13 protein-coding genes and 1 riboswitch are annotated in these 20,569 nt (G+C 41.4%); of the genes, 11 read left to right on the forward strand and 2 right to left on the reverse strand.

Annotation, left to right across the window (positions count from 1 at the left end):
• A partial coding sequence (locus ABFC84_19235) for an SIS domain-containing protein (protein ID MEN6414879.1) occupies window positions 1-395 on the forward strand: 395 nt, incomplete at its 5' end.
• A gap of 1,234 nt (window positions 396-1,629) precedes the next feature.
• The gene (locus ABFC84_19240) at window positions 1,630-6,324 is read left to right on the forward strand and encodes an AAA domain-containing protein (GenBank protein MEN6414880.1); all 4,695 of its coding nucleotides are present in this window, start codon (window positions 1,630-1,632) and stop codon (window positions 6,322-6,324) included.
• Between the two features lie 244 nt (window positions 6,325-6,568).
• Here the strand turns inward: ABFC84_19240 and ABFC84_19245 are convergent, their stop codons facing one another.
• Complete coding sequence (locus tag ABFC84_19245) at window positions 6,569-7,651, reverse strand: HD-GYP domain-containing protein (protein MEN6414881.1); 1,083 nt, start codon at window positions 7,649-7,651, stop codon at window positions 6,569-6,571.
• A gap of 138 nt (window positions 7,652-7,789) precedes the next feature.
• Between ABFC84_19245 and ABFC84_19250 the strand changes: the two genes are divergently transcribed.
• The 9 genes from ABFC84_19250 (at window position 7,790) to ABFC84_19290 (ending at window position 19,236) form a co-directional block, all read left to right on the forward strand.
• Window positions 7,790-8,182 carry a helix-turn-helix transcriptional regulator gene (locus ABFC84_19250; protein MEN6414882.1) on the forward strand — a complete coding sequence of 131 codons (393 nt, stop codon included), beginning with the start codon at window positions 7,790-7,792 and terminating at the stop codon, window positions 8,180-8,182.
• Between the two features lie 294 nt (window positions 8,183-8,476).
• Window positions 8,477-8,574: riboswitch (glycine riboswitch) on the forward strand.
• A gap of 197 nt (window positions 8,575-8,771) precedes the next feature.
• Window positions 8,772-10,154, forward strand: a complete 1,383-nt coding sequence (locus tag ABFC84_19255) for an amino acid permease (GenBank protein ID MEN6414883.1) — start codon at window positions 8,772-8,774, stop codon at window positions 10,152-10,154.
• Window positions 10,155-10,317: 163 nt separating this feature from the next.
• On the forward strand, window positions 10,318-10,794 hold the full coding sequence (locus ABFC84_19260; GenBank protein ID MEN6414884.1) for a hypothetical protein: 477 nt from the start codon (window positions 10,318-10,320) through the stop codon (window positions 10,792-10,794).
• A 45-nt stretch (window positions 10,795-10,839) separates the two neighbouring features.
• Window positions 10,840-11,604, forward strand: coding sequence for a transposase (locus ABFC84_19265; protein ID MEN6414885.1), 765 nt, complete (start codon window positions 10,840-10,842; stop codon window positions 11,602-11,604).
• 433 nt (window positions 11,605-12,037) lie between these two features.
• Window positions 12,038-13,228, forward strand: a complete 1,191-nt coding sequence (locus ABFC84_19270; protein MEN6414886.1) for a mandelate racemase/muconate lactonizing enzyme family protein — start codon at window positions 12,038-12,040, stop codon at window positions 13,226-13,228.
• A 113-nt stretch (window positions 13,229-13,341) separates the two neighbouring features.
• Entirely contained in the window at window positions 13,342-13,947 is a 606-nt protein-coding gene (locus ABFC84_19275) for a DUF1847 domain-containing protein (protein MEN6414887.1), read from the forward strand.
• A gap of 221 nt (window positions 13,948-14,168) precedes the next feature.
• Window positions 14,169-15,506 (forward strand): MmgE/PrpD family protein, encoded by a 1,338-nt coding sequence (locus ABFC84_19280; protein MEN6414888.1) that lies wholly within the window; start codon window positions 14,169-14,171, stop codon window positions 15,504-15,506.
• Between the two features lie 92 nt (window positions 15,507-15,598).
• On the forward strand, window positions 15,599-16,978 hold the full coding sequence (gene dcuC / locus ABFC84_19285; GenBank protein MEN6414889.1) for a C4-dicarboxylate transporter DcuC: 1,380 nt from the start codon (window positions 15,599-15,601) through the stop codon (window positions 16,976-16,978).
• Between the two features lie 269 nt (window positions 16,979-17,247).
• Window positions 17,248-19,236, forward strand: a complete 1,989-nt coding sequence (locus ABFC84_19290; GenBank protein ID MEN6414890.1) for a methyl-accepting chemotaxis protein — start codon at window positions 17,248-17,250, stop codon at window positions 19,234-19,236.
• A 286-nt stretch (window positions 19,237-19,522) separates the two neighbouring features.
• On the opposite strand, the gene ABFC84_19295 is transcribed toward ABFC84_19290, so the two are convergent.
• On the reverse strand, window positions 19,523-20,185 hold the full coding sequence (locus tag ABFC84_19295) for a GntR family transcriptional regulator (protein ID MEN6414891.1): 663 nt from the start codon (window positions 20,183-20,185) through the stop codon (window positions 19,523-19,525).
• Window positions 20,186-20,569: the final 384 nt, after the last annotated feature.

Consider the following 20,569-nt stretch of genomic DNA (forward strand, 5'->3'; position numbering starts at 1 on the left):
TGGCGCTGGAAGGTTCCCTGAAATTAAAGGAAATCTCCTACATCCACGCCGAAGCCTATGCGGCCGGCGAACTGAAGCACGGCACTTTGGCGCTCATCATCGAGGGCATCCCGGTAATTGCTTTGGCAACGCAGCATGACGTTTACGAAAAAACATTAAGCAATATCAAAGAAGTAAAAGCCCGTGACGCAGTCGTCATCGGCCTGGCCTTTGCCGGCGACGAACAAATCGGCAAATATGTCGATCATACCATCTTTATTCCCAAAACCGATAAGTACCTTGCCCCCATCCTGGCAGTGATTCCGCTGCAGCTTCTGGCTTATTATGCTGCCGTTACCCGTGGCTGTGACGTTGATAAACCGAGAAACCTGGCCAAGTCAGTGACTGTGGAATAAAATAGGAATAAAAAAGCAGAGAGTGATTTCACTCCCTGTTTTTTTATTCCATTTTGCGTTAATTAGTAACGATAGCTATCATCAGAAAATTACTGAAAAATCTAATTGCTTTTCAGTAGGAATTTCAGAATATAACATAGAATTCCATAAGAATAGCAAATAATTACTTGAGTGACAAAATTTTACGATTTTCTATATTTTTAGCATAAGATGATGCTAAAATACGTTGACAGAAATATTGTTTTAGAAAAATGGTGATATACTCACTTCAGAAGTGAAGGCTTTGGTAAGGAAATCAAGGGCAAAAAGCAGCGGAATCTATCATATCATATTACGCGGGATCAACCGGTAAAGCATTTTCGAAGACTATGAAGATCGGCTAAAATTCATTGAGCCATTGCAAAATACAAAGAAATTATATCGGCAACATGAATTTGCAAAGCCTGAAACAAATTTCCTGTCTCCTTGTTATTTCTGTAAAAAAATAAGATTATATCTTATTTTTGGGGTCAGTGTTAACAAACTCAGTTCTTCCTCTCTTATGTCTTCAATAACATAAGAGTTTAATCTTGAGTGGAGTACTTTTAGTTTAACAAAAACATCAATTGGAGCAAATTCAATTTTTCCATTAAGAAATACTCGTTTCCCAGGGCGAATACCTATTAACATCTTTGAATTAGGTGCAGGAAAGAGCTACGTTATGTGAATGATAAAGTGAAGAGTCGGATTCCGTAATTGGGCACGGCCGGTTCTGTGAGAGCTTGGGGCTGTGAAGCCCCGGCAGTGTCTCCCATTTGCCGATAGAGGGATATGTGACAGATGGGATAGTACTTTTTGGTACATAAAAATAGGAAATTATGACAGGCTCGCCCAGCATATCAATACCTTGCCCAAGCCGACGGGAAAGGTAGCGGTTGTTGTCCTGTATAATGTCTTTTTTGAAGGCGGCGCAGGTAAAGTGGTACGGAAATAACTATGAGCGTGAAGAAATCTGGTTAGAGGATAATCCGGATGGCCGCTTCCGCAAGTTTACGATTGACGAGCTCCTTGCCCGTGATAAGGGGGCTTGATATATTTTGGATCAAGGATAAGCCCTTAGCTTATCTCAATAATCTGCCGAAGCCGAATGAACTGGTTGGGGATAATATTGAAAATTTTTAGTCAGCACTAGATAGATTTAATGAGCTCATGAAAACGCTAAAAGAGTAAAAGAGATTTTTTTTGGAGGGGTATCATGGATACAAAAGAAAAAGTAATTTCAATGTTCAAATTCATACGGGCGTTTGATACTTTGAAGATAAAAAACGTACGCAATATTATAACTCAGCCATGGGTATGTTTTTTTAAGGATATTCCTCAAGATGGGAAATACATCAAGATTAATTATAGGGATCGGGTAGCGGAAGACAATGATAATGGCGATGCTGTGGCAAACGATATTGTTTTATCTGTTCAAAAGCCAGAGTTCTTACCCTGTCCTAAGCCGGATGAAATTTTTTCTGAATGGCTGTATCCAGGGTGGGAGCTGTTTTCAAAGCCTGTTATAGTGAGAGATACGCTTGAGGTTGAAGCACCGAAGACGGAAAAAGGGTCATTGAAAAATGGTGCACAAGAAAATGATTTAAAGCATGACATAGAGACGGAGCATGTAGTAAAAGAGCAGATAACTCTAACAAATACAGTTAGCAGTACGATAGAAAATGATATACAAGATGGCAATATAGAGCGCTTTTCTGATGATATCGTTCGTGTTCATGCGTATGAAACCTGGGTTAAAAATCGGGATGCGTGGGTAGACAAACAGAAATTTATTGATCGTATTCGTAAATTTTTTATTCGTCTTTATCAAATGCATCTGAGTTTGAAAAATGATTCAGAGTCTTTTGAGTTGATGGTGGGTAATGGTTTATTGCGTGATAAGATAGCAATGGATGTGAATCATCCTGTATTGGCTAAACGCTTAAAAACTAGCTTTGATTCCGCTAGTAATACCATTTATCTTCATGACACAAATGCAGAGGCAGAGTTATATTCGATGCTTCTTAGTAGTATTGATGATATAAATTATTCGGCAGTAAAGCAGTACAAAGAGGAATTATTTGAGAAAGACTATCATCCATTAGATAGAAATGATGCATATGATTTTTTAAAGAATTTTGTACATAGTTTATGTCCAGAAAGTAAGTTTCTTGCTATAGGCGATAAATTACCGGAAAATACAGCAGATCGGTTATCTATATCAATCGATCCAGTATTTTTTGTTCGTAAAAAGATTAGTGGAGCTGTTCAGTCAATTGATAAAATCATTGAAAACATAGAAAAAACAGGAGAGTTTCCGGCGGCACTAGGGGATATTGTAAGTGGCGGTATAGTGGATACAGTTGCAGAGAAGGAACCGCCAACACTTCCAGAGCAATTAGCTGCTGTTGGTGGTGAAGATTCGTCTATTTTGCTGGCTAAAGAGGCAAATAAAGAACAATTGGAGATTGCACAGCGCATTGAAGATTATAATGCAGTTGTTGTTCAAGGGCCACCGGGAACCGGTAAAACACATACGATCGCAAATTTAATGGGGCATTTTCTGGCACAGGGAAAGAGTGTTTTGGTTACAAGCCATACACAAAAGGCTTTGTCTGTTTTGAAGGAAAAAGTTCCGGAAGCCCTGCAGGATCTTTGTGTTTCTGTGCTAGATGATTCTAATTCAGATATGGAACGTTCTATTGATGGTATTAGTGATCATCTTTCACGTTATAATTCTAATTCATTGAAAGAGAAAATGGTTTCTGCACAACGGGTACGTGAAGAGATTATTCATAAATTGGGGGATATACGAAAAAAAATATACAATATCAAGTATAAGGAATTTATGCCTATTTCCTATAGTGGTGAAAGTATTTCACCATCAATGGCTGCAAAGTTTGTTTATGAAAATGCAGAAAAACTAGCATATATTCCGGGCTGTGTCCAGCTTTATCATCCACTCCCTTTGACTTTTGAAGAATTAGCTTCTTTGTATCGCAGTAATGAAGGAATTACGGCAAAGGAAGAAGAGGAATTGGCATGGAATCTGCCTAATCCCGCTGGTTTGATTTCGCCGGATGATTTTAGACAAACAGTCTGTACTCTGCATACAAGTTATGGAAATATGCAGCATTTGGCTGAAAACCTACATGCTTCTTTGGAAATCAACGAATCAGTTGGCGTGCTTTGTCTGAACATGGGAACCCGTTCTATTTCGGTTCAGACTTCAGAACATTCTTCAATACAGGCATTACTGGATTATCTGGAATCTTTTGCACAGGTTGATAAATGGATGTTTTATGCAGCTGTTGATGGAAAACGGGGAACTGGCTATAGGAATAGATGGCAGACTTTGACTTCCTGCATAAAAGATACGAATGATTATGCCGACGGGTTGGTTGAGGAGCAATTTGGTAAGCATATTACTTTTTCACCGAATTGTGATTTTACACAGATCAAAGATATTCTTATTAATATGCACGATATTTTTGAGAAAAGTGGTAAGATATCTAAACTGAAGCGCTTTTTTAATAAGCAATTTGATTTAGTTGACGAACTTGTTGATGTCAATGGAGAGAATGTTGCCTCTGCTGATGACTGTAGTTTAGTTTTACATCAAATTCATTTGCTGCAGATGCGTAATCAATGCGGGCAATATTGGGATGAACTGTTAGGTAAACATGATATGTCCAACTTTGATTCTTTGGATACTGAAACACCGGAGAAGATTGCTCAAAATATGTTGCCGATTATTGAACGCTGTTTAGATTGGTATGAAAATGAATACGAGAAACTTATATCGTTGATTGAGGATATAGGAATAGAGAGTAATAATATTTTTTACCGAGATCCATTGGATTCAGAAATAGTTTCTACGCAGAAAATTTTGTCGACCATAGATACTTCCCTGCCTGTAGTAGCAAAAATATGCAATAGTTTCTTTGATTTTTGTACATCACGTAAAAAACTGGCTGAGATTAGTAGTCAGTTAGGAAGAAATTCATTAGCAGGTTCAAAAATGTGTGCTGTACTGCAAAAGGCTATAGCAGAACTTGATGTGGAGGCGTATTTTGCTGCATTTCAGGAATTATCCAGACTTTATGATAAGTACGAATTACAGAATAAACGGAAGGCATTACTGGAAAAGTTGTATGGTGTAGCTCCTGAATGGGCAAATGCAATTCGCAAACGCGAGGGTATATATGGTAAAAATATGGTTCCAGAGAATATAGGAAGCGCATGGAGATGGAAACAGTTTGCAGGGATAATTGGCGAAATGACAGCTACATCTTTTGAGGAATTACAAAATCAAAGTGTTGTTTTAAGCAGAAGCTATCGGGAACAAACTGCGAAACTTGCTGAATATAGTGCGTGGTATCATCTCTTGAAGAAGTCTGAACAGGATTTAGACATGCGTCATGCATTACAGGGATGGAAACTTACTACGCGTAAGATTGGACGCGGTACGGGTAAAAACGCACCGGCATTGAAGGCAGAAGCTAGAAAACTGATGGCTAAGTGCCAGACAGCTGTACCGGCATGGATTATGACAGTGAATCGTGTTTTAGAAAGCCTTGTTCCGGGTCAAAATGAATTTGATGTTGTTATTGTGGATGAGGCAAGTCAGTCTGATATTTCTGCGTTAGCAGTTATCTATATGGCGAAGAAGGTTATTATCGTGGGTGATGATAAGCAGGTCAGTCCGCTTGCAGTTGGTACGGATCAGGATAAGATGAATGCTCTTTCGGCGATGTATATAAAAAATATCATCCCTAATTGGCATCTTTATAATACAAAGACGTCTCTGTATGATATTGCAAGCACTACTTTTCAGCCATTAATGTTAAAAGAACATTTTCGATGTATGCCTGAAATCATAGGGTTTAGCAATCGACTTTCTTATGATTACAATATTAAGCCATTACGCGATGCGAGTGACAGTAAATTGTTGCCATCGGTCGTAGCGTATCGTACGAATGGCGCGCGGGTAAAAAAGATAAATTTGAAAGAGGCACAAACAGTTGTTGCATTGCTGTTAGCTTGTTTGGAAATGCCTGAATATGATGAGAAAACAATTGGGGTAATTTCGTTACTGGGAGATGAACAGGCTAAGCTGATACAGAATATGCTGATTGAAAAGCTAAATCCGTCAGTATTAGAGGAACGGCGTATATTATGTGGTAATGCATCCAATTTTCAAGGCGATGAGAGGGATGTTATATTTCTTACGCTGGTTGATAGTAACGATAGTGATGGACCTCTTAGAAAGTTTTCGGAAGGTCCGGATGGCGCTAATAAGAAGCGTTATAATGTTGCTGCGAGCCGTGCAAGGGATCAGATGTGGGTGGTTCATTCACTTGATCCGTCAAAGGATTTGCAGTCTGGTGATTTAAGAAAAGAGCTTTTGGATTATGTAGCAAATCCGGCAACTTTTTCTGAGGTGGCAACTGAGATTGAAGCTCATGCAGAATCTCCTTTTGAGGAGGTAGTTGGAAAGACTTTAGTTGCGAAAGGGTATAATATCATTCAGCAGTGGCAGGTTGGTGCTTACAGAATTGATATGGTCGTCGTAGATGGCAATAAAAAGATTGCAATTGAATGTGATGGCGAGAAATACCATAGTGGTGAAGAAAAAATTCGTGAAGATATGGAACGTCAAACGATTCTTGAGCGTTTAGGATGGCGGTTTATTCGTATCAGGGGTAGTGAGTATTATCGCAATCCAGAAGAAACTATGCAGCGAGTTTTTGCTAAGATTGATAGCTTTGATATAAAACCGACAGGTTTATGTGTAGAAGCAATAGAACGGGATACGGGATTGCTTGCTCAGGTTAAAATAAAAGCAGCAGCTTTAATGGATTCTTGGGAGGAGGAAAATTCTTCGGAAGTGCTTGGGGACATGCCTTAGTTATTGAAAATTAGTTATTCGTACTCATATGACGGTTCCGTTGATTATTTTTTGGAATGAAATAGAATGTAAAGAGAGGTGATGACAATTAGCAAGGCAGGCTAGGCAAAAAAGTGGGACGGGGATATATCATGTCATTTTGCGGGGTATTAATAAGCAAGTTATTGTTGAAGATGAGGAAAGAGATTAAGAAGGAATAGAACTGAGGCATGCAGAATGATAAAATGAATTGCTGTTGAGTAAATTAGGAGAATTTTACGACCTCTACAATGGAAGCCGAATGAGGCTGATTCAAATCCAGTATGGAACCATCTTCCTTTTGCACAACCGGTTTGGCGGACATAAAATAACTAAAATACAGCACTTTGGCTTGTGACTGGTCGCTTAGCAGAACGGTGGAGCCTATTAGCGGTTTCAGGGCAGATTGAATAAAAAGTTTGCAGTATTTGTGATCAAAATGAGTAAAAATCTGGTCGACTAAAATATCTAAGGCAGCAAAGGGCGTGATACTTTTTTTGTACACGCGATTTGAGGTCAGGGCATCATACACATCGGCAATGGAAATGATTTTGGCAAAAGGATGGATGCGGTGCGCATGAATACCGGCGGGATAGCCGCCGCCATTCATGCGTTCATGGTGCTGCAAGATCGCATATTCAATTTCTGATGAAATATCAGAGATGCTTTTTACCATATAATAGCCATATACCGGGTGAAGTTTGAGAATATCCATCTGCTCATCAGATGGTTTACTGGGTTTGTCTAAAATCGAACGCGGAATTTGTGATTTACCGATGTCATGCATTACACCTGCCAAGATTAAAGACTGGACTGTGCGTTCCTCAAAACCGCACCATCGCCCAATCAGTCCGGCGATAATACCGACATCTACCGCATGAAGATAGGTGTAATCGGTAGAAGGTTTTAGCCGATACAAATTAGCCAGGACGGCTTTTTCGCAAGTTAGTTCGTATAACCCATGATGTGCTAATTGATGAAAAGTATCATACGGCAGCTGTTCGTTACTTCGCATATATTCAAACACGTTGCCAGCCAGCGTGGCAGCCCGGTGGTATCTTTCGGAAAAATCGAAAGGGTATGCAGACTGATTTGGGGAACGGGGATTGCCGCTGGATTTAAAATCTGTCTCTGTTTGTGCGGGACGAACACAAACAGAATTGATTTTCCACTTTTGCAGCAGATTAATCATGTGACTGGTTAGTTCGATATCCTGCTGCAAAATGATTTGTTTGTTATTGTCTAAGACAGGTTCTGCTGTAAACATTCCGGGCCGGATTGCGTTCAGCGCAAGAACTGCATTTTCCACAGAGGCCACCTCGTTGTATATATGTAGTTTTATAATTTTATCATTGGTATTTGCATAAACTTATTATAAATCTATATTTTAATATTTTCAATAGATTAATATTAAAATATTAATAAATATTTCGGAGGCTATCCTATTATGAGTCTTGAAGTCAATGAAAGATTGAAGTTCATTAGAAAATATTATGACATGACTCAAAAGGAATTTGCTGATGTTGTCGGTTTATCTCAAGGGAATGTTAGTGGTATCGAAAAAGGTAGCTTTAAGCCATCAATAGATACTGTGATATCTACATGCAGATATTTTGGACTGTCAACAGAATGGCTGCTGTTGGGAAGAGGCCCTGGACCGGACGGAATAGAGAGTCAAACGCAAAATATTGAGGCAAAAGCTGACCCAGAATTGAAGCAAATGTATGATATACTGAAGAACTTGATGCAAAATCCTGACCCCAATTTGCGCGGCTGGGCGATTGTGCAGTTTCGGAAGGCTTTTGGCGAGTATTGCGTGACGGAAGAGAAGAAACAATAAGTTCAGGCTCTTTGCCGACTTGAAGCTAGGGGACGCTCATTTTGCTTCGCAAAATGAGCAAACTTCTCCTCTCCGGGTGATGATCGTAAAGTCTTATTCCTTGTGGAGTTTAGTTGGGCAGGTTATTCATGAATACGCCCTGTGCAAATTTTACTTTTCATTGACGCTTATAAAGATAGGTGATAGAGTATATGGGTACTACTAATTTGATATCGAACCTCGTATGAAGATAATGGGAGAGAGATTTTATAATCCGCCGAAGATGTTATGCTTTCAGGCAAAAGGACCATTATTGGACGAAACTCTGGAGAGCCTCAGTGGAGCACCGAAGGAGCAAGCTGATTATATTTTAGATCAGTGAATCTCTCAGGTAAAAGGACAGAGCTAATTAGCTGTTTTATTTTTGAGGCCAGATTTTATATTTGGCCTCTTTGTGTATTTTTTAAGGATGTTATTAATTGCTTTTTTGGGGGGTATGACGTCAATTCAATAGAAAAACATAGCTTGATGATCAAATAATAATTTTAGGAAATTGTGATTTTTGTAACACAGATTTAAAAACAGCAATATTTAGAAAGGCGGAATACACATGCCGGAAAATCAAAATTTATCGAGAGGACTAAAAAATCGTCATGTTCAATTACTTGCGATTGGCGGTGCAATTGGTACAGGTTTATTTCTAGGTTCGGGCAGGTCCATTCACTTGGCGGGTCCATCTATTTTACTTGCGTATATGATAACAGGGGTAATTTGTTTTTTTGTTATGCGTGCTCTTGGGGAATTATTGCTTTCCAATTTAAACTATCATTCCTTTGTAGACTTTGTACGTGACTATTTAGGAAACGGAGCAGCATTTATTACTGGATGGACCTACTGGTTCTGCTGGATTTCACTTGCCATGGCAGACGTAACTGCTGCCGGACTTTATATACAGTACTGGTTGCCGAATATAGCTCAATGGGTTCCAAGCCTTATCATTCTTGTAATTTTATTGATTATGAATCTTACCGCAGTAAAGGTATTTGGTGAAATGGAATTCTGGTTTGCCTTGATTAAAGTTGTGGCAATTCTAGCACTGATTATAATTGGTACGTTTATGATTATTAAAGGATTTTCTACCGATGCCGGTGCATCCAGCTTTGCAAACCTTTGGAGTAATGGCGGCTGGTTTCCCAACGGGGTAAGCGGTTTTATCCTTTCCTTCCAAATGGTTGTATTTGCGTTTACTGGAATCGAATTAGTTGGCTTAACAGCCGGTGAAACTAAAAATCCCGAACAGGTTATTCCAAAGGCTATCAACAATATTCCAATTCGGATTATTCTTTTCTATATTGGAGCACTTCTTATTATTATGAGTATATATCCATGGACTTCAATTAGTCCGGATAAAAGCCCGTTTGTACAGGTATTTGCCGCAGTGGGAATCGCAGCAGCAGCAAGTATTGTAAATTTCGTTGTATTGACATCGGCTGCATCTGCCTGCAACAGCGGTATCTTCAGTACAAGCCGTATGGTTTATTCGCTTGCTAAAGAAAATAATGCGCCTGAGTCAATGAAAAAATTAACGTCCAGTCAAGTACCTTCTAATGCTACAGTGTTCTCAGCAATTGTCGTCTTGATTGCGGTTATTATGCAATATATTATGCCGGAAGGGGTATTTGTACTCATTACGAGTATATCAACATTCTGCTTTATTTTCATTTGGGCAATTATAACGGTCTGCCATTTAAAATATCGCAAAACGAATCCTGAACTTGCTGCTAAGAACAAATTCAAAATGCCGCTGTATCCAATCATTAACTATATAATTTTAGCATTTTTTGCTTTTGTTATAGTTACACTGGCACTTAATGAGGAAACTCGTGTAGCCCTATTTGTAACACCGGTATGGTTTATAATGCTTGGGGTGATTTACAAGATACTTAAATCAAAACTGAAAGATGAAGAAGATGCCGAAAGCAATTTAGCATAGGCTAACAATAAAAGGGAGCTTTATGGATACTTATGCAATCTGGCCTAGCAGGATTCCTGATTGATAGAACTTGGGGCGGAATGATTACCATAAAAAGTAGCACGAACTCAATCTCTTCCATATAATATATCAGATCGTTATTATAGGAAGTGGAGGGGTTAATATGTCAAGACCTAAGTATTACAACCCTGCTGATATGTTTGATTACTGTCCGGATGAAATGGAGGATTGTCCCAATCATTGCGACCTCTATTTGTTACGCGAGTCAGCCGCCGACGAGCGGGGAGCAATTGCAGATTATTTATGCTGCGCTATCAATAATCCTTGTGTAGCCGAAGTTTTCTTGGATGCTGCGGAAGACGAGATGCAGCATTATGTTGAGATTATGCGGCTGATTTCATGGTTGGATCCGGTTCAAAGAAAAATGCTGAAGGAACAAAACTTGGATTATCTGACGATGAAGAAGTTAAGCAGTCGGGCTAATTGGGCGAAAAAATATCAAACAGAAGACGATGAAGCTGTAAAAGTCATACCGCCTCATAAAAAGGATCTGGCAGCTGTTCGGTGTTTCACAAAAGCGATTCAAGATGAGCTTCACGCAATCAATAAATATCTAGAATCACGGGGACGGTTCTGCTGATTCATTTTTTAGAATGTAATAGAATGGGAGGAGAGATGATGACAGTTGGCCAGACAGGCTAGGCAAAAGAGTGGGACGGGGATATATCATGTCATTTTGCGGGGTATTAATAAGCAAGTCATTTTTGAAGACGAGGAAGACAGACAAAAGTTTCTTGCGTATCTGCAGCATTATAAAAAGATTTGCAACTATGCTATTTATGGATACTGCCTGATGGACAATCATATTCATTTAGTTCTTAAGGAACAGGAAGAAGATTTGTCCAGTATTATGAAGCGTATCGGAGTGCGTTATGTGGCATGGTATAATCGGAAATATGCACGCTGCGGACATTTGTTCCAGGATCGGTTTAAAAGCGAAGTTATAGAAAGCGATGAATATTTATTGAATGTATTGCGCTATATCCATCAAAATCCATTGAAAGCAAAATTGGTAAAAAAGATAGAATCTTTTGGTTATAGTAGCTATGCTGAATACGTAGAAACTTGCCGCCTGATTGACAGGGATTTTGTTCTGAGCCTTTTTTCAGTTGAACAGGAAAGAGCATGCGAAGCGTTTAAAGCTTTTATGAAGGGGAAAATCAATGAGGCAGAATGTATGGAGGCTCATGATACGGTCCTATTGTCCGATGAGGATTTGAAACAGATTATACAAAAACAGTTCCATGTGAAAACTCCGGCAGATTTGCAAGCTATGAAAAAAGAAGAAAGAGATGCGTATTTAAGAATAATTAAACGAGTGAACGGCGTATCAACCCGTCAAATTGCACGGCTTACAGGAATCAGCCAAAGTGTAATTTCGCGGGCCTAATATAGGCGTATTTTATAGACCTGATGGAATTTGTTGGATAGTAACGTAGGCGTTATTGAGTTGTCGAGCTAAGAGCAGATGACAATTACTCCAGCGATCCCATAATAATTCTCTGGGGAAATTTAATTTTCGGGGTATTGGCTGCATCAGTAGAACCGTCCCCGCGATTCCCTTGGCTGCATCAGTAGAACCGTCCCCGCGATTCGAACCGTCCCCGCGATTCACCCGCGATTCGTGATTCGGAAGGTAAAGCCCGTCACCGATTGACTGTCGTCAAGGTGAGGGGCTTTTTCCCTGCATTCTTATCCGTTACTTTCCGGGACTAATTTAATAAGAACGTTCCCAAGTTAGCAATTAGTTCTGACTTGACAAATAATTCTGTTAGATATATTATATATCATATATTATATATCATGTAGATGGGGGAGCAATTATGAAAATTGTAAGTGTCGATATCATCGATGTAAAGAATGATTTGCAATCTGCAGTCGCGAAATGGCGGCCGATTGTTGTACGTATCAATACGGATGAGGGGATATCAGGTTTTGGTGAAGTAGGCATGGCATATGGAGTAGGAGCTTCGGCCGGATTTGGCATGGCCAAGGATCTATCCAAGATCATTATTGGTATGGATCCGATGAAGAACGAGGCAATCTGGCACAAGATGCAGAAAAAGACATTTTGGGGACAAGGCGGCGGTACGGTCGTCTCAGCTGGAATGAGTGCGATAGACATGGCTCTTTGGGATATCAAGGGCAAGGCATTGGGGTGCCCGGTCTATCAGCTTTTAGGGGGAAAGACACGGGATAAGCTCAGGACATACGCCAGCCAACTCCAATTCGGCTGGAACCGGTCGGCAAAGAAAGATATCCTTACGACGCCTGAACAATATGCAGCAACGGCTGTGAAAGCATTAGAGGATGGTTATGATTGCATCAAGGTCGATGTCAATGAAATAGATGAAGCGGGTTATGCAAAGCGCCGTAATCTTTGTGGGACACTTTCCAAAAAAGTGCTCAATGTCGGCTATAAGAGGCTGGAAGCCATTCGTAAGGCTGTCGGGGACGAGATGGACATCATAATCGAAGCGCATGCTCTCACGGATACGACATCTGCTATAAAGTTTGGCAGGATGATAGAGGGCTTCGACATTCTCTTTTATGAAGAACCGATTCAACCCTTAAATTTCAAACAGATGAAGGAAGTCGCGGATGGCGTCAATATTCCGATTGCCGCAGGTGAGCGCATATATACCCGGTGGGGCTTCAGGCCGTTTTTGGAAGATGGGTCGATTTCCGTTATTCAGCCTGATTTGGGGACCTGTGGCGGGATTACAGAAGCAAAGAAAATCGCCGATATGGCACATGTTTATGATTGTACCTGCCAGATCCATGTTTGCGGCGGTCCTATCATGACCGCAGCGTCTTTGCAATTGGAATGTGTGATACCTAATTTTGCTATACATGAATTGCATAGATATGCTTTGCTTGATGGAAATATCAATACTTGTAAATATAATTACCTGCCGAAGGATGGATTTTATGAGGTTCCGGATTTACCAGGCATAGGACAGGAACTGACGGAAAGATCCATTGCTGAATCGGATAAGACCACTGTTCGGTGAACCTGTGGCAGGCTGCAGCTTTAAAAGGCAGTGCGGGAAGGCATGGAAGCAGAAAATCGAATATAGGAAAATTTTTTTTTAAGATTTGTGTATAAGGACGGAGGGGAATTCTCATGAAATGTGGTTGTGCGGATTGTTCCACGCATGCATGCTATACCAAAGGGATAAATTGTACAGGCATGGACAGCGAAGCTGTAAAGGCTGCATATACATCAGAAGAACTCAAGATCATGAAGGCTGCGGCGTATGTGGAAGGGACTTTTTATAGTAATATCACTCGCTTGCAGGAAACGGCAGAGTTCTCTAAAGCTATGGGATATAAAAAACTGGGAATGGCTTTTTGCATCGGGCTCAATGCTGAAGCACATTACATTGCTAGGTTTTTTGAAAGACAAGGCTTTGAATTCTATAGTGTCTGCTGCAAAAATTGTAGTGTCGCTAAAAAAGATCTGGGCTTGAAACAGGTCAAGCCGGAACTAGAACATGAAGCCATGTGCAATCCAAAATTCCAGGCACGGTTCTTGGCTGAAAAAGGGGTTGAACTATATATTTCCTGCGGATTATGTGTAGGACATGATGCTGTTTTCAATTATAATTGCGCCGGGCCTGTCACAAATCTCGTTGTCAAGGATCGGGTATTGGCACATAATCCTTTGGGGGCGATATATTCCCGTTATTGGAAACGCAAGCTGGATATAATGGATCCGGATGAGGTGTAATGTAAAGTAGGGCAGTGACTTTGTAATTTTGTGGTAGCTGGTAGATACATAAGCTGGAAATGCCTGGGATGACATTGGTACAAGGTGCTGAAAATAGATGCTTTAAGGAAGGTCCTGCAAAGGGGACCAGCGCTTTGCCTGAGATTCGATTGGCAAAGCGCTTTTATTTTATGTTTCCGATGGTTATATACCGGATTCTATGGAACAGGAGAACTGCAGACATGAATAGTCAGGGAAAAATTGCAAAATTCATTCAAAATGTCAAAGAAGTGAAGATACCGGAAAATGTGTTGCATGATATATCTTACCGCATAGTGGATTGGCTCGGCTGTGCAGCATTGGGGAAGAATTACCCACAGACCGATATAGCAAGACAACTTATAAACGAGTTTGGTGGTACCCCGGAGGTGCATGTCATTGGAAGCAGACGGAAAGCTTCTTTGTTGGATGCTGTATTTATCAATGGCATCATGGGGCATGTGGCGGAATTGGACGATGGGCATCGTTTGGCTATCGGACACCCCGGGTCTATTGCGTTGCCAGTAGCCTTGGCTTTTGGTGAAAGATTTGCTTGCACTGGTGAGGAATTTTTAAAAGCAGTGGTGATAGGATATGAGGTGTTCATCCGTCTGGGACGGACGGTGAATCCTTCGCATTACCGCTATTGGCATACGACTGGAACCTGTGGTGTGTTTGCCGCCGCTGCTGTTGCCGCTTATTTTTTGGGGCTTGATGAAAAAAAGACAGTCAACGCCTTAGGGATTGCTGGAACGACGGCAGCCGGCTTACAGGAGACCTTCGGCAGCTATGCAAAGGCGTTGAATATCGGACAAGCCTGTCGAAATGGCAGTATGGCGGCTCTTTTGGCGCAACGCGGTTTCACCGGGCCGGATGATATCCTTATGGGGAGCAAGGGATTTGTAAATGCGACAAGTACAGCAGCGTCAGGGGATTTGATCAATGCGATTGACAACATGGAATACTTGTCCACAACAGCTTTTTATAAGATTTATGCATCCTGTGGACATACGAATTCTCCCTTAGATGCGGTTCTTGCTCTTTTAAATGAAAGGGAAATCCATGCTGAGGAAATAGAAAAGATTTTGGTCGAAACTTATAAAGTCAGTGTTGATCTTACTGGTACGCTTAAGTGCGACACAGAAGACCAGGCAAAATTTTCTTTGCCTTATTGTATAGCCTTGGCAATCCTCTACGGGCGGGTAGCTTTAAGCGGCTTCAAAGAAGAGATACGTAAGAATGAGCATGTTTTATGCTTAGCCAGAAAGGTAAAAGTAATCGAGGATGCGGGTGCGACAGAGGCTTTTCCTGCACGTTGGGCAAAGGTCACCATTTTTCTCAAGAATCAAAGCAGTGTATGTAAAGAAGTATCTGGCTCGAATGATGCTCCGGATTATGAACAGATCGAGGATAAGTTTATTTCAGCTATGCTTGCAAGCGGATATAAAGAAGGAACAGCCCGTACGATCTTACGGCTTGCATTATCCTTGGGGGGGGAAAGCTGTATGGCTGGACTTTTTAACGAAATATATGATATATAATATATTTTTAAAAAGACCATGGTCAACTGTCTTGCTCCATAGTGTCTCGGGTTGCCGAGAAAGTACAATATATCCAGAGGAGGAGATTTTGCATGTTATCGTTAGCCATTGCCTTATTTGTGACCGCCTGGGTAGGTTTTATGCTATGCAAGAAATATAAGCCACAGGGTGTTCTGTTTTTTGCAGGGATAATATTGCTGGTTTGTACCGCTGCTTTAGGGACAAGCAGCATGGTACCGCCGAAACAGGATACGGGCTTCATTTGGTTCAATATCTTTGTATTTGTCAAGAATTTATTTAGCACGGAGCTTGCAGGACTGGGACTCACAATCATGTCAATCGGCGGCTTCGTACGTTATATGGAGAATTGTGGTGCGAATCGGGCGCTTGTAGAAGTTGCAGCTACACCGTTGAAGCATATAAAATCTCCGATGCTGATCATGGTAGCCGGCTATTTGATCGGTCAGGTGGTTGATCTGTTCATTCCCAGCCATGCAGGACTCGGCCTGTTGCTTATGCTTACCATCTATCCGATAATGGTTGCGAGCGGAATGAATAAACTTACGGCCGTCGCAATCATCGTAACAGCAAAATTTACGGATATCGGCCCGTTGTCATCGAATGCGATACTCGCGGCTAAGACGGCAGGCTTGGATCCTGTTACATATTTTATCCAGTATCAGCTTTATGCTGTGCTCCCGGCGATCATCGTCGTGGGGATAGCGCATTATTTCATTCAGCCATGGTGGGAGAGAAAAGAAGCAAGGGGAAATATAAATGTCGATGCGGAAATAGATGAGAGTGAGAATACGGACAATGCGGACAGGCAGCGAAGTCGGATTTATGCGATATTGCCAATGCTACCACTGGCTTTGGTGATTTTGTTCAGTCCGTTCTTCCATACGGGAATCAAATTGGATGTCGTATCGGCAATGATCCTCTCGACAGTCGTAGCGATGATTTTTGAATTCATCCGTACGCGCAATGCAAAACAGGTCATGAATGATATTATGAAATTTTTTGAAGGCATGGCTAAACAATTCAGGGTCGTTGTATCATTGATCATTTCAGCAGAATTGTTCGGTAAAGGGTTGGTATCGATCGGTGCGATTGATTCATTGATCGGCTTTACACAGGGTGGGAGCTTAGACTTGCAGGTCATCGTACTGGTCATCAGTTTCATCATGGTAGCATGCGCGTTCATCATGGGATCAGGAAATGCTGCATTTTTCGCATTTGCCAGTTTGGCGCCTAAAATAGCCGAGTTCCTTCATGTAGATCCCGTCTTGATTTTATTGCCGATGGAGTTGTCTGCAGGATTCGGCCGTTGCATGTCGCCGATTACGCCAGCAATCGTCGCTATGGCCAGTATTGCGGGTGTTTCGCCGTTCCATGTGGCAAAACGCTGCGCAATTCCGGTAGCGCTTGGATTTATCGCCCACTTGACGTCCATTTATTATTTCTTTCTATGATGCTCATGCGGTTTGCCCGGATGTTGGAGGAATACGCAGAGGCAGTCATAGGGGGAACAACATAAAAGGATATTCGTAAAATTAGAAGGTATCGATCTTGCGATTGAAAAATGCTTGGTTTCTTAGGATATGCTTGGGAATCAGGCGTTTTTCGCTGCCCTAGGGTAATCGACGATGCTTTTATGACTTGTTTTATAGAGGATGAATGGTTTTATCCGGGATGTCCATAAATAATTCGATGTAAATTTTATGAAAAGAGGTAAAAATACATGAAATTTTTCTCAGGACATAAGGAAGGCAAGCTTACATTGAGGAAAAAGCTTGCCTTTTTTTTCGTGCTTATTGCAGCGATTCCTTTATTTTTTACCACGATTGTAACATTGTATGTCGGGCGGGCAGCTCTATTGGAATCCGTATATTCGGATAGTGGGAGGACAGCGGCAGGATTAGCGAGTGACATCGATGCGATGCTTGTATCGAATATCCAATTGCTGCAGGCTATGGCAGATAGTGGTGAAATAATATCAATGGACGTAGAAAAGCAGCGGTCATTCTTGAACGAGATCGCCCAAAGGACGCCAGGTATCAGTACTTTCATAGTCAGCGATGCGAATGGAGTTCAAACTGTAAGGACAAAAGGGGAAAATACAGAAAACAGCGAAAGGGATTATTTCATTAAATTGCGTCAAGGTGATGATTTTTCTATGTCCGATGTACAAATCGGACATAGTACAGGAAAAGCTTCCTTGGTTTTGGCGGTCCCGATCCGGGATAGCCAGAAGAATTTTGTCGGTGCGCTGCTTGGCGTCGTGGATTTCGATAAATTGAGCAAAAAGGTCTTGGATACCAGATATGGAGCATCTGGATATGCTTTTTTAGTCGATCAAAAGGGCAAGATCATTGTTCACCCAGATGGGGATTTGATGAAAAATATGAAAGATGTCAATGACCTTCTCCCGGTGCAGAGCGCGTTAAGTGGTAAAAGCGGCAGTGTATCCTATGATACGCAGGACGGTAAGCAATTGGCAGGATTCAGCCGATTGCCATTCAGTGGCTGGGGCGTAGTGGTCCAACAGCCGGAGAGCGAGGCAGTGGCAGGAACCAATAAAATCATTTTCGTGGGGATCGGATTTACGCTAGCAGCTATACTCCTGGCAGCATTAGCAGGAATAATCGTAGCATCTTTCATCACAAAGCCGATAGGGAAACTTTTAGAGGCTACGAATAAGTTTTCCAGAGGGGATTTGAATGCAAGCGTCGATATAAAAAGCGGGGATGAAATAGAACATTTGGCAGATGCATTTAATATAATGGCCAAACATCTGAAAAATTTAATCCAGAGTGTAAAGGAAAATGCCAGCCGGGTCTCATCGGCGGCGAGAGACCTGGCTTCTTCGGCTGGCGAGGTCAAGCAGGCAACGAACCAAGTCGCTGTAACGATGAACCAGTTTGCGCAGGGTGCACAGAAGCAATTGCATGAACTTGATGATAATTTGCAGGAAGCGAATCAGATGATGGAAACCTCAAACATAGTGGCCGAAAGGACCGTGAGCGTATCTGACTTATCGAAGGATATGAGCCAGGATGCTAAGACAGGTGATGCAGCGGTCGTCAATGCTGTAGAAAAAATCAATGAGATTAAAGATACCACGAAGTTGACAGTAGGGTCGGTGAAAACCCTGGAGGAAAAAAGTTGGCAGATAGGAGAGATATTGGATGTGATCAGCGGGATTGCGGGCCAGACAAATCTGCTGGCACTGAATGCTGCGATAGAAGCGGCGAGAGCTGGCGTACATGGGCGCGGGTTTGCCGTTGTGGCGGAAGAAGTACGGAATTTGGCCGAGCAATCGCAAACAGCTACAGATGAAATCGCCTCGATTATTGGAAAAATAAAACAGCATATGAACGATGCTGTTTCCGCTATGGATACTGGTAATGTAAAAGTGAATGAAGGCGTAGTGGTTGTCAACCAGGTTAAGCAGGTTTTATTGAATATCATGGAGCAAATCGACAAGAATGAAGTCCTCATCCGCGAAATGGCTCTTGCCAGCAAGCAGCAGATGGAGGTTACGCAACGTATGGCTGCCGGCATACGTCAAGTCGCCGATATTGCTAGATCATCCAGTGACAGTGTGCAGACGACAGCCGCCGCTACTGAAGAAATAACGGCATCCATGGAAGGCATCACCGATTCAGCGAATGTTTTGGCAAAAACGGCGGCTGAACTTCAAGCAGTGATTTCTAAATTCCAGGGATAGATGATGGCCTTCTTGCAGGACTTTTGATGCTTGAGGGATCGGGATTGGAAGCATAGGATGGTTGGGATGACTTTTATATGCAGCCGCTGTTCGTAGCAGGATAGTGGCTGCTTTTTTAATGCGGGAGTCCAAGTGAGCGGGAATTCTTGTCAACGCTATTCTATGCATTGAAAGGACAAAAAGGGAAAAATAAAAGCCCCTAGAGGGGCGATAGGAAATATAGTTGCGAGTCTCTTGCAATGCGTATCGATCATTGGATCATCTAGGGATAGTGATCTCGGGATGTTCAATCATCGTTCGTTCTAATTTTAAAATAAAGCCGCATTTTATCAAACGCGCGCTTTTTGTGTTTTGCCATGAGTTTTTCCATTTCAGAGCCGTTCTTTTGTTCGATGAAATGGATCATTTCTGCGTGTTCGCGATAAGAGTCCTCTATAATTTCTGGGAAAAGCTCAAATACAGTCTGGATCCGCTTTTCCATGATTATCAGGTTCTCTAAAGTTTTCTGCATACAATCGTTTCCACAGGCTTTAATCAATATGGAATGGAATGCCCGATTGTCTTTTGAATACTCTTTAAGTGCCTGCCGGTTGTAGGCATCCATCATGTCTTGCCAACATTCCTTCAAATCATGGAATTGCTCCGGTGTGATGCGTTTGACGGCAAGCCTGGCAGCAACGGGTTCCAAGAGCTCTCTCATTTCCAGCATGCCCCGAATGGATTCCTGTGATATGCCACGTACCTTTGAGCCTATATGTGGTATGGTCTCGAGTATCCCCTCCGCTGTTAATTCCTTCAATGCTTCCCTCACAGGAATATCGCTGGTGCCATACTCTTTTGATAATTGCCGTATAATCAGATGGGTTTCGGCAGGCAACATATTAGCCAAGATCTTTTTTTTTAGGTCATGATAAATAATAGTAGCCTTTGTTTCTGCTTTAATAATCATATGATTTCCTATAACCTTCTCATAATTTATTCAAGACGGATCGTCTTATCCAGTCTGTTGCTTATCTGGACATATAAATAATGCTCATGTAAGAACGTTGAATAATATATCATATATTTTGGAGGCGATACCTAGTCTGCGGGATCATGACTTTGCAAGCACTATATCATCATGGGGCTTGGGGAATTGTGCCACGTATATAATCTATCCACTATACTAACATAAGTTGATTTTTTTAGCAAAACATTATTGCAGGCAGTATGGTGTTAATATTTTCTCGGTAACTTTTTTTCGCTTAATTTCACAATAAATTTGTAAAATTTTGTTATTTTAAAGGAAATATATTCAAATATATAGTAGAAAATATAAATAATACAAAAATGT

The organism is Veillonellales bacterium (genome assembly GCA_039680175.1).
Classification (GTDB): domain Bacteria; phylum Bacillota; class Negativicutes; order JAAYSF01; family JAAYSF01; genus JBDKTO01.

Coding starts and splice junctions, on each gene's coding strand:
- dcuC (MEN6414889.1), top strand. CDS start 15,599: ATGTTATCGTTAGCCATTGCCTTATTTGTGACCGCCTGGGTAGGTTTT.
- ABFC84_19250 (MEN6414882.1), top strand. CDS start 7,790: ATGAGTCTTGAAGTCAATGAAAGATTGAAGTTCATTAGAAAATATTAT.
- ABFC84_19290 (MEN6414890.1), top strand. CDS start 17,248: ATGAAATTTTTCTCAGGACATAAGGAAGGCAAGCTTACATTGAGGAAA.
- ABFC84_19260 (MEN6414884.1), top strand. CDS start 10,318: ATGTCAAGACCTAAGTATTACAACCCTGCTGATATGTTTGATTACTGT.
- ABFC84_19270 (MEN6414886.1), top strand. CDS start 12,038: ATGAAAATTGTAAGTGTCGATATCATCGATGTAAAGAATGATTTGCAA.
- ABFC84_19280 (MEN6414888.1), top strand. CDS start 14,169: ATGAATAGTCAGGGAAAAATTGCAAAATTCATTCAAAATGTCAAAGAA.
- ABFC84_19255 (MEN6414883.1), top strand. CDS start 8,772: ATGCCGGAAAATCAAAATTTATCGAGAGGACTAAAAAATCGTCATGTT.
- ABFC84_19275 (MEN6414887.1), top strand. CDS start 13,342: ATGAAATGTGGTTGTGCGGATTGTTCCACGCATGCATGCTATACCAAA.
- ABFC84_19295 (MEN6414891.1), bottom strand. CDS start 20,185: ATGATTATTAAAGCAGAAACAAAGGCTACTATTATTTATCATGACCTA.
- ABFC84_19240 (MEN6414880.1), top strand. CDS start 1,630: ATGGATACAAAAGAAAAAGTAATTTCAATGTTCAAATTCATACGGGCG.